The following is a 12,757-nucleotide window of genomic DNA, read 5'->3' on the forward strand; positions in this document are numbered from 1 at the left end:
CCCCGAGGTCAGGCGGGACCTTCGCCGTCCCCGGTCAGGATCCGCTGGAAGAGCAGGTGGTCCTGCCAGCTCCCGGCGATGTGCAGGTACTGCGGGGCCAGGCCGATGCGTGCGAACCCGGCCTGCTCCAGCACCCGCTGGGACGCCGTGTTGTGGACGAGGGTCGCCGCCTGGAGGCGATGGAGCCCCAGGTCGTCGCGGGCCAGGCCGACGGTCGCCCGCACGGCCGCGGTCATGATCCCCCGGCCGGCCAGCACGCCGTCGACCCAGTAGCCGAGGTGCCCGTTCTGGAAGGCGCCGCCGACGACGTCGGTGACGTTCACCCGGCCGACGATCTCGCCGCTGCGGTCCAGCACCAGGGGCCACTGGCGTCCGGCCTCGTGCTCGCCGAGCGCGGCGAGGACCTGAGCCTCCTGGCGCGGGGGCGTGAAGAACGCCTCCTTGCGCTCCGGCTCCCACGGGGCGAGGTGGGCACGGTTGCGGAGGTAGGCCCGGGCGAGCGCGGCCCCGTCACCGCGCCGCAGCAGACGCAGGCTGACGCCGTCGGGCAGCGTGAGGGGGAGCGGCACGGCGGCGAGCCTAGCGTCAGGTGCCGCGCGGGGCCCGCCGCCGTGCAGGCGTCACGCGTCGCCGGGCTCCGAGCGCAGCCGGGGCTCGGTGCGCAGCGCCGGGTTGTACCCGGACTTGTCGGCGTAGAAGGCGCGCACGCGGTCCATGTCGGCGGTGACGTCCCCGGTGAGCTCCAGGGTGGGGCCGAGGCCCGTCGTCAGGGTGGTGCGGTCCACGTACCCGAGGGTCACGGGCAGGTGCGCCTCGCGCGCGATCCGGTAGAAGCCGGACTTCCAGCCGTCGCCCGAGCGGGTACCCTCCGGGGTGACCACCAGGTGGAAGACCTCGCCGCGGCCCACCCGCTCCAGGACGTCGTTCACCACGCGGGACGGGTCGCGCCGGTCCACGGGGATGCCGCCGAGGGCGCGCATCAGCGGACCCTTCCAGCCGTTGAACAGCGTGTGCTTGCCCAGCCAGCGGATGTCCATGTCGAGGCGCCACGAGATGGCGAGCATCAGCACGAAGTCCCAGTTGGAGGTGTGCGGGGCGCCGATGAGGATGCCGGAGCGCTCCGGCACGGGCTCGCTGCGCAGGGACCATCGGCTGAGCCGCCAGAAGAGACCGGCGAGGGCGCGGCGCAGCGAGGAGAGCATCGCCCGAGTTTAGTCGTGCGCCGCCGTGCCCGGTGCGACGCGGTCGGGGGCGGGATCGGCGTCGTCGACGGGGCCCGCAGCGGAACGTTCGAGCGTGCGGAACCTCTCGGCGATCTTGATGAGGATCGCCACCACGGGGGTGGACAGCGCCGCCCCGAGCAGGCCGAACAGCGCCCCGCCGGCGATCGTCGAGCCCAGGATGACGATGGGGTGCATCTTCAGGGCGCCCTGGGTCATGAAGGTCTGGATGATCGTCTGGACCGCGTTCTGGGCGATGAGGATCACGGCGAGCATCACCAGCGCCGGCACGACGCCGCCGGAGCCGAGCGCGATGAGGACGGCGAACGCGCCTGAGACGATCGCGCCGAGGAACGGCACGTAGGACGTGATGAACGTGACGACCGCGATCGTGAACGCCAGCGGCAGGTCCAGCAGCCAGGCGGCCGCGCCGACGAGGATCGACACGACGACGCTCGACACCGTCAGCGCCAGGAAGTAGCGACGCATCGCCCACGTGCCGTCGCCGATGATCCCGGCGCCGACGTCCTCCGCGACGCCCACGTTGCGCGCGGTCCAGCGCATGAGCTGGTCCCAGTCGGCGAGGATGAAGTAGAGCAGGAAGAGCCCCACGAAGGTCCCCATCGCGAGCGCGGCGGTGCCGGAGAAGACGTTGCCGAGCTGTGCCGTGAAGCCGGACAGCAGCATGGTGCCCCACTCGGGGAGCCCGGCGGTCTCCCCGTCGGAGACGTCCGGCAGCGCGACGCCGAGGTCTCCGGCCCAGGCCCGGACGGCCTCGAAGCCCTCGGTGAGCTGGCTGCCGATCTCGGTGGCCTGCTGCACGACGCCGTGGACCGCCATGCCGACCGTCCCGACGGCCACGGCGAGCAGGCCGAGCAGGACGACGACGGCGGCGAGCGGCCGGGGCATCCAGCGGGCGAGCCGCGAGCACAGCGGGGCGAACAGCGCCCCGACGACGAGGGCGACGATCAGCGGGATGACGAGCCCGGAGATCATCGAGGTGCCGAGGTAGACCGCGATGGCGGCGAGGGCCAGGCCCACGAAGGCCCAGGCGCGGCGTCCCCAGCGCTCGAGCGTGGACCGGCCCTGCCCGGCCAGGGTGTCAGCAGTCATGCGCCGAACCTACCGTTCGCGCACCGCCGCCGGCCTCGCCGTCCGGGTCGCCCGCCGCCCCGTCAGGCGTTGTAGAAGGGGACGACCTGCTCGAGCCGGGACCACGCGGCCCCGACGGGGTCGTCCGCGCCGTCGGTGGCCAGACCGAGGGCGTCCAGCATCACGTGCCAGCCGACGGCGAACTCCGGTGCCGGGCCCGAGGCCACGTCCGCATGGGTCAGCGTGAGCCGCGTGCCGCCGTCGTCGGCCTGCAGCTCCCAGCGCACCAGCGAGTCCGGCACGCCCTCCCAGACCCAGGTGTGCTCGAGCAGCCCGGGCTCGTCGACGGCGGTCACCTCGCCGGTGGCCGTGCCCTCCTCCCCGAAGTCGAAGAGGGCGGTGCCGCCGACGCGCGGCTCGATGCGGCAGCCCGGCAGCCATCGCTGCAGGAGGTCCGGGTCGGTGAGCCAGGCCCAGGCGCGCTCGGGCGGCACGGGCAGGTGCCGGACGAACTGGATCTGCGCGGTCCCGGACGGGTCGAGACCCAGGGTGCCGCGGGCGGTGTCGAGCGTGGTCATGGTGTGCCTCTCTGGTCGGGTGCTGCGCCGAGATCCTCGGCGGCGATCTCGCGCTCGAGCCGGTCGAGCGCGTCGTTCCAGCGGACTCGTTGTGCCTCGAGCCAGGAGCCCGCCTCGGCGAGAGCGTCGGCGTGCAGGGAGTAGCGGCGCTCGCGGCCGGTCCTGCGGACGATGAGGACACCGGCCGAGACCAGGGCGGTCAGGTGCTGGGACACGCCGGGGCGGGAGATGTCGAAGTGCGCGGCGATCTCGCCGGCGGTGCGTTCCTCGGAGGACACCAGCTCCACGATGCGGCGCCGGTGCGGTGCGCCGAGGGCCTCGAAGACGTCCATGGGTATATGTAAGCAGATTCTTACGCGTTGTCGCGCCGGCTCGTCGGTCCGGTGCGATCAGCAGCGAGCCGGGCCGGGCGACCGGTGCGCCCGGGGCCGGCGTGCCAGGATCAAGGCATGGACAACGAGGCACGGTGGCGCGACGTCGACTCCCATCTCGTGGGCGAGCTCGTGGAGGAGGACGACGCGCTCGTCGGTGCCCGCGAGCTCGGGCGGGAACGAGGCCTGCCGGCCATCGAGGTCGCACCGAACCAGGGCGCGTTCCTCGCGCTCGTGGCGCAGATGACCGGCGCGCGACGGGTCCTGGAGCTGGGCACGCTCGCCGGGTACAGCACCATCTGGCTCGCGCGGGCCGTCGGACCCGAGGGCCGGGTGACCACCGTCGAGCTCGACCCGCGGCACGCAGCGGTGGCGCGGGAGAACCTCGACCGCGCCGGCCTGGCCTACCGGGTCGACGTCGAGGTCGGCCCGGCGCTCGACGTCCTGTCAGACCTGGTCGACGCGGGCAGCGACCCGTACGACCTCGTGTTCATCGACGCCGACAAGGTGAACATGGCCGCCTACCTCGAGCTCGCGTTGCGGCTCACGCGGTCCGGGAGCGTGATCGTGGGTGACAACGTGGTGCGCCGCGGCGCCGTCGTCGACCCCACGAGCGACGACCCGAGCGTCTTGGGAGCGCGAGCGTTCCTGCACGCCCTCGGCAACGATCCTCGGCTGGAGGCGACGGCGCTGCAGACCGTCGGCTCGAAGGGTTGGGACGGGTTCGCGATCGCCCGCGTGTGCTGAGTCCACGCGACGCCCGTGCCAGATCTTCATCAGCTCTGATGCCAGAACTGCACCGGCCACGACAGGTCTTCGTGCTGCGCGCTCCGACCGCCTCGACCTGTTGAACCGGTCCGTAGGCTGTGTCCGTGGTGACGAGCGAGTGGACCCTGGCTGAGGCACGCCCGTTGTTCAGCATGCTCGAGCACCCACGCCCCGGTCACGGGATCCTCGGCGTCAGCGACCCCGACGTCCACCTGCGCTCCGGGCGGTGGTCGATGTTCCTCGGCGCGTTCACGACCCGGTTCGTGGTCCGCATCGTCGAAGCCCGGCTTCCAGCGGGTGCCAAGGTCTCGGACGACTCCTGGCACTTGGTGACCGGACGCCGTCGCCGTGCGGTCGAGCTCGGTGCGCCACCTGACCGGCGTGCCTGGGACGCCGCGGGGATGCACACGCCGAGCTACGCCGTCGGCCGGGCAGAAGGCGAGACGGTGGAGCGGATCTACTACGCCGGGAGGCGCTCGCAGAAGATCACGGGTCCCGAGAGCCGCTACGCGATCGGTTGCCTCGAACACCGCGACGGCGCCTGGCGACGGCGCCCCGGCCCGGTCCTCACCGGCGACGCGGCACGGCCGAGCGTGCTGGAACCGTTCGTCGTCCACACCGACGGCCGGTGGCGGATGTGGTTCCTGTCGGCGATCGGCGAGACCGGACGCGGTGAGTGGCCGGACTACGAGCTGCGGTACACCGAGAGCGACGACGGCGTCCGCTGGGAGGCTCCGGAACGGTTCGCGTCGGTCGAGGAGGGGTTCTTCGACAACACGGTCGTCCGGGACGGCGCGTCGTGGCGCATGGTGCTCGCCCGCGGGACGAACCTGTACGGCACCGAGCCCTTCCCTCCCCAGGGTCTGTGGTCGACCGAGGCGGCCGCCAGCCCGGCCGGACGTCCCTCCTGGTCACCCGTGCAGCGGCTGTTGGATACCGACGCCGCTGCCGAGGACTGGTACGCGGCCGGTGTGTGCGGCCCGGCTGTGGTCACCGATGGCGACGCCCTGCACGTGTTTGCCACCGGTACACACGCTCAGACCTCGTGGTGGAGGGCAACGGCACGCGGCCTGCGCCACGGCAGGCGGCCACCCGCGCCGGCCCCCTACTTCCTGACCACCGGGAGATTCACGTTCAGGCGAGCCCGCGCTCGATGATGCGCGCGGTGGCCGCAGCGCCGTCCGCGCCCGCGTAGGCCTCCCGCACCTCGGCGGCGGCCGTCCGCACGGCGGGGTCGAACAGCGCGCGGTGCACCGCCGTGCGGAAGGCCTGGGTGCTCACGCGTCGGGGCGGGACCGCGACGGCGTTGCCGCGCTCGGCGCACCGGCGCACGTTCCACGTCTGTTCCGGCTGCAGGCCCATGCCGACGAACGGCACCCCGGTGGCGCACGCCGTCTGGACGGTGCCCTGCCCGCCGTGCAGGACGGCAGCGCCGACCAGGCCGCCGAGGCGGTGAGCGGGCAGCAGGTCCGTGACGTGCACGTTCGGGGGCAGGACGTCGTCGTCCTCGAGGTAGTGCCGCACGGGCGCGACGACGTTGACCGGCAGCCGACCGAGGGCCCGTGCTGCCTTGAGCACCAGGTCCCGGCTCGCGGACGACCCGAGCCCGAGGTAGACCAGCGGCTCCGGCGCAGCGGCCAGCTCCTCGACGACCGGCGGCAGTGGTGCGTCGAGGTGGGCGAAGATCGGGCCGACCCGCTCGAAGTCGTGCGGCAGGTCGAACCCGTCGAGCTCCCAGTCCATCTCGGTGAGCAGGTTGTGGTCCGCGCGCAGCAGCGAGGCCGCGGTCCGCAGCTCGGGCACGTCGTTCTCCCGGGCGACTGTCGTGAACGCCCGCGGCGCGAGCGGCGCGGCGGTGTATACCCAGCGGAAGGCCGACGTCGCCGCTCGATCAGCACGACGGGCCGCACCGCTCGTGCCGTCGACGAACCTCATCCGCGGCGTCTGCTCGACCTGCGGAGCCGTCAGCGCGAACGGGACGGGGTAGAACAGCGGGACGCCCTCCGCCCGCGCCGAGAGGAAGGACGTGAGGTTGGAACCGGTCACGACGGCGCGGGCGCCGGTCCTGCGGATCACCAGGCGCTCGACCGCCACGCGCTCACGCACCAGCTCCGTGGTGAACGGGCTGCGGAACGCTCGCCCCTGGTCGAAGGCCAGCGCCTGGTCGCGCTGCGCCCGGTCCCAGGCGGGCAGGCACGCACGGTAGGGGAAGCCGGCGTCGCGGACCAGGTCGACGTAGTCGTGCTCGTACCCCATGAAGACCGGTGAGTGCGCAGGGTCCAGGGCGCGGGCGACCTGGATCATCCGGGTGGTCTCGGCCAGGTTGAACATCACCGGGCAGAACAGGACGGTGCTCACAGGTGCCTCCTTCGGGTGGTGCCTCAGGGAGTGTCGCGCTCGTCGTCCGCCCCGAGGCGGTCGGTGATGCGGTCCAGCACCGCGGCGGTGGCCGCGGCGTACGGCTCGATGACGACGTCGGCGTCGGTCGCCTCCAGGCGCCGCGCGTCGCGGGCCGACAGCGCGGTCAGGGCGACGTGCCCCGGGTAGCCGTGGTGGCGCAGGGCGTGCAGCAGGGTGAGGTTCGCGTCGGACGACGGGACGGTGCACACCACCCAGCGCGCCTGGGCGAGGGGCAGCGACTCCAGGAGGTCGATGTCCTCCGCGCTGCCGAAGACCGCCGTGACACCGCGACGGTTCCAGGCGTTGACGATGTCGGGGTCGAAGTCCACCGCGACGACGGACGTCCCGGTGGTCGTGAGCCGGTCCACGAGCTGCCCGCCGAGCCGGCCGAGGCCGTAGACGAGGATGTCGGCGTCCGGCGTCTCGTCGGGGACCGTGTGCCGGCGGGCGGAGTCACGCTGGAAGATCCCCAGCACCGGTTGCAGCTTCTCGAACAGCGGTTGGGAGTACAGGATCATGTAGGTCGAGGCACCGATGGTGATCAGCCCGACGACGGTGATGAGGCTCACCGTCACGGAGGTGATGTGCCCCAGGCTGAGCCCGAGCGCCGCGAGGATCAAGGAGAACTCGCTGATCTGGGCGACGGTCAGCCCGGCCTTGAACGACACCCGCACCGGGTATCCCATGAACCCCATGATGACCAGCACGATGAGCGGGTTCCCCACGAGGACGAACGCCGACAGCACGGCGGCCTCGCCGAGCTGTCGCGAGGCGTCGGCGAACTCCAGCTGCGCACCGAGCGCCAGGAAGAAGAACAGCAGGAGGAAGTCGCGCAGGCTCACCAGCCGTGCACCGATGGCCTCACGGAACGGGGTGGAGGCCAGGGACATCCCGGCGAGGAACGCGCCGACCTCGGTGCTGAACCCGAGCCAGGCGCTCGTCGCGGCGATCGAGACCGCCCAGGCGATCGCGAAGAGCACGAGCAGCTCCTGGGAGCGGGCCACGTGGGGGAGCAGGCGGGGGATCACGTACCGCATGGTCAGGGCGACCCCGGCCAGCAGCGCGACACCCTTGCCGATCACGAGGACGACGTCGAGCGCGACGTTGTCGCTGGTCTCCTGCCCGAAGGCGGTCAGGGCGATCATCACGAGGACCACGACGAGGTCCTGCACGATGAGGAAGCCGACGGCGATGCGCCCGTGCAGCTCGTCGATCTCGCGCTTGTCCGACAGCAGCTTGACGATGATGATCGTCGAGGAGAACGTCAGGGCCACCGCGACGTAGATCGCCGTGACGTGGTCCATGCCGAGCGCCAGGGCGATGCCGTACCCGATCGCCGCGGTGAAGGCCACCTGTCCGAGGCCGGTGGCGAGGGCGACCGGACCGGTGGTGCGGATGAGGTGGAGGTCGAGCTTCAGGCCCACCAGGAACAGCAGGATCGTGATCCCGAGGTGCCCCAGCAGCTCGATCTCCTCGATGTCGGTGGCCCACCCCGTGCCCACCGGGCCGACCAGGATCCCGACGCCGATGAACGAGACGATCAGCGGCTGACGCAGCCGTGTCGCGACCAGGCCCACGAGTGCCGCCACCGCGAGGATCGCGGCCAGCAGCGAGAGGTCCTGCCCGGTCATCGGGCGACACCTCCCTCTGCAGCCGACCGTCGTGGAACCACCGTCCCATCACTGCGGTGACTCGGCAGGCCGAGGAGGTTCAGCCCTGCTCGTGCCCGAGCACGACGGCGCGCCAGGCGCCGTCACGGTCGGCGCCCGTCGCGGTGACCCGGACCTCGGTGACCTCGGTCACCGAGAGCGACTCCTCGTGCGCGTCCGGGCCGCCGGGGACATCGGTGACCGTGCGCGAAGAGCCGCTCCCCGTCCCGTCCATGTGCACGGTGAACTCCAAGGTCCCCTCGCCCAGGCAGGTCAGCCGGACTCCCGTGATCGTGGCCGGTGCGTCGTACGCCAGGGAGATGCCGTCGGTGTCGGCCGGTGCCGGATCCGACCTGCCGACCAGCGACGACAGGGACCCGAGCTCGTCGTCCGCCGCCTCGGGCCCCTGGGACATCCACCGGGCGATCTCGTCGGGGTCGTTGTCGGCGGGTGGTGAGCAGGCGGGTGAACCGGGTGCGCTTGGCGTCAGGGACACTGGGGGCAGCAGCTTTTTCCGAGACAAGGAGTTCACAGTGCCCCAGGGAACCGTCCGATGGTTCGACACCGACCGAGGGTTCGGTTTCATCGATCTCGGCAACGAGGCCGAGGACCTGTTCGTGCATGCGTCCGAGATCGTCGGCGACGACGGGCCGAAGGTGCTCCGCGAGGGGCAGGCCGTCGAGTTCGAGGTGGGCGAGGGTGATCGTGGTCCGCAGGCGCGCCGCGTCCGTGTCACGGGCGACCGGGCCGCCGACGCCGCCGCGGGCGTGCTCGGGACCGTCTCCTGGTACGAGCCGGCCAAGGGGTACGGCTTCGTCACGCCCGACGACGGTCGCGGCGAGATCTTCGTGCACAGCTCCGCCATCGTCGGGGGCGGGGTGATCATCGAGGGGCAGCGGGTGGCGTTCCTCGTCGTCGACGGCGAGAAGGGCCCGCAGGCGGACCACCTGCTGCCGCTCGCGGCGCAAGCGGCCCGGGGTGCCGTGCCCTCGGATGGTGCCGACGGCACCGTGACCTGGTACGACGAGGTCAAGGGCTTCGGCTTCATCGCTCCCGAGGCGGGTGGCGGCGACATCTTCGTCCACGTCAAGGCACTGAGCGGCGGACTGACCGAGCTCGCCGAGGGTGCCCGCGTGACGTACGACGTCGTCGAGGGCGACAAGGGGCCGAACGCCCGCAACGTGCGGCTCGTGCGCGGCTCCGGTGCCCGCGGTGGCACTGACCGCGGCGCGGGCCGAGGTGCTGACCGCGGCACGGACAGGGGCCGGTCGGGCCGTCCCGCGGCCTCCGGCCGCCCGGTGCGTGGCGGCGAGGGCACCATCGCGCGTTACGACGCGGACCGCGGGTTCGGCTTCATCAGCCCGGACGCCGGGGGCGAGGACCTGTTCGTGCACGTGTCGGTCGTGAAGGGCTCCGAGGTCCTGGAGGAGGGCGACCGGGTCCGCTACAAGGTGCGTCAGAGCGACCGGGGGCCGCAGGCCGACGGCGTCGAGCTGCTCTGAGCCGGTCGGCCCGCCACGGCGGTCAGCCGCCGTCCGGGCCCTCCAGCTCGGGAGCCTCGAAGTCAGGGACATCGGGCATCTCGATGTCCGGGATGTCCAGGTCGAGGGTGGGGACGTCGAACGTCGGGATGTCGACGGGTTCGCGATCCTCCCACTGCTCCGTCCGCTCCCGGTTCTCCCGCAGGACGCAGGAGATCCGGGTGTAGCGCGAGCCTGCGCACGAGGTCGACCCACCGGACCCCGGTGTCGCGACGTATCTCCCGTCGGCGTCGTGCTCGTTCGGCAGGACGGGAACGTGCACGACGGCGAGCAGGCCGACGGCGCCGAGGGCCGCGGTCGTCAGGGTAAGGGACACGAGACCGACCGTGCCGCGGCCGCGACGTCCGGCCCCCTCGGTGGCGGCAGGCTCGGCGCCCTCCCCTCGCAGGGCGGCGTCGAGCCCGCGGAGCTGCCAGAGGCACAGCAGGAGCGGGAGCACCCACACGACCCCGCCGAGAGCGGCGACGGGCAGCGCGTCCGGGCGGGCAGCGCCCGGCGCGGACGCCGCACCGACGAGGGCGACGAGCACGACCAGCAGACACCGGGCGGCCGAGGCCTTCCCGTACCCGCCGCGCATCGCGGCGGCGCGCGCGAGCCCGACCTCCGACGCCCCGAGGTAGCCGGACTCCCGGCCGTGCCGCAGCATGGTGCGCCGCAGCATGACCGAGCCCGTCCCTGCCAGGAGCAGGGAGAGCGCGAGGAGGACGAGGAGCCACCGGACGGCGACGGCATCGCGCACCACGAGAAGGGCGACCGGCGCGAGGACCGCGGCCGTCCACGCCACGACCAGCCCGACCGTGCCGAGTCGACCGGCCCAGGTGCCGTCGAGCAGGCTGCGGCGCACCAGCGCGCGGGGCACGTGCCGCAGCACCGACCAGGATCGCAGGGCGGAGACGACGAGCACCACGGCGAGGACCGCGGCCCAGATCACGAAGAATCCGAGCATGCTGTTCCGCATGGTCCACGCCACCAGGAGCGCGGCGGCGGCCAGGACGGCGATCGCGGTGTCCATCGGCGCGAGCAGCCGTTGCCAGACGCGCAGGAACAGCACGTAGCCGGCCTCGGCGTGCTCGGGGTTCTGCGAGAGGACCCCGACGAGCGCCCGGGAGTGCTGCCCGTCGTCCGCCGCGAGCTGGGCGTCCGCGTAGAGCAGCCCTTCGTGCTCCGGGGAGGTCGCCAGGCCCTGCCGCACGAGCTCACGGGCGCGGTCGCGCTCCCCGAGCTTGGCGTGGATCGACGCCGCGCCCAGCAGGCGGCTCGGGTTCTCCGGCTCGAGCTCGAGCGCCCGGCCGATCCGGTCCATCGCCAGCGCGCGGTCCGCGCGCCGCACCCGACCGCTCGTCAGCACGTCGGCGTGCTGCACGAGGGTCGCGGCGTCGTCGGGCTGGAGCTCGACCGCGCGTTCGACGGCGGTGCGCGCCTCGGTCAGCCGACCGCGGTTCTGCAGGGCGACGGACAGCAGCACGTGCCCCTGCCCGTAGTCCGGGGCGCCCGCCACGACCTGCTCGAGGATGCGTTGCGCGTCCGCGGAGCGCTGCAGCCGCAGGTGCAGCCACCCCGACGTCAGGTGGAGGCGGAGGTCGTCCGGGTGCTCGGCCAGCGCGGCCTCGATCCCCTCGAGCGCCTGCTCCGGCCGGCCGGCGTCGACCAGCATCTCGGCGCGCGTGACGTGGCCGCCGACCGGGTCCTGCGCCGGGCGGGGCGTGGGACCGGTGCTCACAGCATCCGGCGCGACCGCAGGTAGGCCCCCAGCTCGTCGTAGCGCCCGTCGTTGTTGGCGAACGACACGACGTTGCGCGCGGAGTGGAGCCACGCCGTCGTCGACGGGCGCACCTCGGACAACGCGGCGCGCACGTCGTCCATGGTGATCGGGCGGACCTCGCCCGAGGCGATCGAGTCCATCATCGCCTTCTCGGCGGCCGACGCGCACAGGTGCTCCAGGTCGGCGCCGGAGAACCCGTCGGTCTGGTCCACGATCGACGACAGCGAGATGCCCGCGACGGGCCGCCCCTCGAGGTAGTGGCGCAGGATCGACTCGCGCGCCGGCGCGTCCGGCGGGAGCACCAGGACCATGCGGTCGAACCGGCCGGGGCGCAGCAGGGCGCTGTCGACGTCCCAGGGGTGGTTGGTCGCGCCGAGCACGAAGAGGCCGTCGTTGTCGGACCCCATGCCGTCCATCTCCTGCAGGAGCTGGTTGACGACCGTCCGCATGCCCGACGACCCCGTGTACTGGGTCCGCTTGCCCCCGATCGCGTCGACCTCGTCGAGGAAGAGGACCGCGGGCGCCAGCTGGCGGGCGCGCTGGAAGAGCTGGTGCAGGTTCTGCTCGCTCTCCCCGATGTACTTGTCGAGGATGTCCGCGAGCGTCACGGTGAGGAAGCGCGCGCCGAGCTCGCCGGCGACCGCGCGCGCCATGAAGGTCTTGCCCGTCCCCGGCGGTCCGTACAGCAGGAGCCCGCCGCGCAGGGACTTGCCGAACGCCTTGGCGATCGCCTGGTTGCGCATCGGTTCGAGGAACGCCTCGCGGATGCGCTTCTTCACCGGTTCCAGGCCACCCACGTCGTCCAGCGTGATCGTCTCGTGGGAGACCTCGAGCAGGCCCTCGGCCGACGGCGTCTCGTCGTGGACGGGGACAGGGGACGGCTCGCCGGGTGGTCCCGCGGGGGCGTCCACGAAGGGCTGCGGGACGTCGACGCCCAGCTCCGCCTCCACGCGCTCCCAGTCGAAGCCGGGACCGTCCGACGACGTCGCGTCCTGGGTCCCGCTGTCCGGGGCGCCGCTCGGGCTGGCCTCCGCAGCGCTGTCCGGGGTGCCGTCCGGGGCGGCCTGAGGCACCGACGGCTGCGGGGCCGCCGGCCCTCGGGTCGTCAGCGCGGTCGCGGCCTCGGTGACGAGGGCCAGGGCGTCGCCCTGCGTCGGGTCGAGACGCAGGGCGGTGCTGGCGTGCTCGAGCGCCTCGGCGTGGCGCTCGTGCAAGAGCAGGAGGCGGGCGTACTGGACGCGCAGGGGCGCGTCGTCGGGGGCGGCCTGCACGGCGACCGCCATGTGCTCCAGGACGTTCGACACAGAGGGGCTCCTCGACTGGCTGCGGGACACGGCGCACCGGACAGGTCTGGATGCTACAACCCGCGTGTTTCC

Annotated in this window: 13 protein-coding genes; 3 read left to right on the forward strand and 10 right to left on the reverse strand. The window is 72.8% G+C overall.

Annotated features, from left to right (window positions below; all coding sequences use genetic code 11):
• Positions 1-8 precede the first annotated feature (8 nt).
• The 5 genes from HDG69_RS07935 to HDG69_RS07955 all read right to left on the reverse strand — a co-directional run bounded on the left by HDG69_RS07935 (position 9) and on the right by HDG69_RS07955 (position 3,222).
• Complete coding sequence (locus HDG69_RS07935; protein ID WP_171783274.1) at positions 9-569, reverse strand: GNAT family N-acetyltransferase; 561 nt, start codon at positions 567-569, stop codon at positions 9-11.
• Between the two features lie 51 nt (positions 570-620).
• Entirely contained in the window at positions 621-1,202 is a 582-nt protein-coding gene (locus HDG69_RS07940) for a 1-acyl-sn-glycerol-3-phosphate acyltransferase (protein WP_171783275.1), read from the reverse strand.
• 9 nt (positions 1,203-1,211) lie between these two features.
• Positions 1,212-2,333: an AI-2E family transporter gene (locus tag HDG69_RS07945; protein ID WP_171783276.1), complete on the reverse strand. Its 1,122-nt coding sequence runs from the start codon at positions 2,331-2,333 to the stop codon at positions 1,212-1,214.
• Between the two features lie 62 nt (positions 2,334-2,395).
• The gene (locus HDG69_RS07950) at positions 2,396-2,890 is read right to left on the reverse strand and encodes an SRPBCC family protein (protein WP_171783277.1); all 495 of its coding nucleotides are present in this window, start codon (positions 2,888-2,890) and stop codon (positions 2,396-2,398) included.
• On the reverse strand, positions 2,887-3,222 hold the full coding sequence (locus tag HDG69_RS07955; RefSeq protein ID WP_171783278.1) for an ArsR/SmtB family transcription factor: 336 nt from the start codon (positions 3,220-3,222) through the stop codon (positions 2,887-2,889). Before HDG69_RS07955 ends, HDG69_RS07950 begins: the two co-directional genes overlap by 4 nt.
• A 117-nt stretch (positions 3,223-3,339) precedes the next feature.
• Here HDG69_RS07955 and HDG69_RS07960 point away from each other — a divergent pair, with 117 nt between their 5' ends.
• Positions 3,340-4,008: an O-methyltransferase gene (locus HDG69_RS07960; protein WP_171783279.1), complete on the forward strand. Its 669-nt coding sequence runs from the start codon at positions 3,340-3,342 to the stop codon at positions 4,006-4,008.
• A 125-nt stretch (positions 4,009-4,133) separates the two neighbouring features.
• Positions 4,134-5,186 (forward strand): hypothetical protein, encoded by a 1,053-nt coding sequence (locus tag HDG69_RS07965; RefSeq protein ID WP_171783280.1) that lies wholly within the window; start codon positions 4,134-4,136, stop codon positions 5,184-5,186.
• On the opposite strand, the gene HDG69_RS18955 is transcribed toward HDG69_RS07965, so the two are convergent.
• The 3 genes from HDG69_RS18955 to HDG69_RS07980 all read right to left on the reverse strand — a co-directional run bounded on the left by HDG69_RS18955 (position 5,164) and on the right by HDG69_RS07980 (position 8,574).
• Entirely contained in the window at positions 5,164-6,387 is a 1,224-nt protein-coding gene (locus HDG69_RS18955; protein WP_171783281.1) for a glycosyltransferase, read from the reverse strand. The two genes, HDG69_RS07965 and HDG69_RS18955, sit on opposite strands and share 23 nt — an antisense overlap.
• Positions 6,388-6,410: 23 nt before the next feature.
• Positions 6,411-8,060 (reverse strand): cation:proton antiporter, encoded by a 1,650-nt coding sequence (locus tag HDG69_RS07975; protein ID WP_171783282.1) that lies wholly within the window; start codon positions 8,058-8,060, stop codon positions 6,411-6,413.
• 79 nt (positions 8,061-8,139) lie between these two features.
• Positions 8,140-8,574 (reverse strand): SRPBCC family protein, encoded by a 435-nt coding sequence (locus HDG69_RS07980; RefSeq protein WP_171783283.1) that lies wholly within the window; start codon positions 8,572-8,574, stop codon positions 8,140-8,142.
• Between the two features lie 37 nt (positions 8,575-8,611).
• Between HDG69_RS07980 and HDG69_RS19345 the strand changes: the two genes are divergently transcribed.
• Complete coding sequence (locus tag HDG69_RS19345) at positions 8,612-9,580, forward strand: cold shock domain-containing protein (RefSeq protein ID WP_171783284.1); 969 nt, start codon at positions 8,612-8,614, stop codon at positions 9,578-9,580.
• A gap of 22 nt (positions 9,581-9,602) precedes the next feature.
• Here HDG69_RS19345 and HDG69_RS07990 read toward each other — a convergent pair whose 3' ends face one another.
• The gene (locus HDG69_RS07990; RefSeq protein WP_171783285.1) at positions 9,603-11,339 is read right to left on the reverse strand and encodes a tetratricopeptide repeat protein; all 1,737 of its coding nucleotides are present in this window, start codon (positions 11,337-11,339) and stop codon (positions 9,603-9,605) included.
• Complete coding sequence (locus HDG69_RS07995; RefSeq protein ID WP_343036338.1) at positions 11,336-12,685, reverse strand: AAA family ATPase; 1,350 nt, start codon at positions 12,683-12,685, stop codon at positions 11,336-11,338. The genes HDG69_RS07990 and HDG69_RS07995 overlap by 4 nt, the downstream gene beginning before the upstream one ends.
• Between the last annotated feature and the right edge of the window lie 72 nt (positions 12,686-12,757).

Origin of the sequence: Isoptericola halotolerans (genome assembly GCF_013149785.1) — a bacterium.
Lineage (GTDB): Bacteria > Actinomycetota > Actinomycetes > Actinomycetales > Cellulomonadaceae > Isoptericola > Isoptericola halotolerans.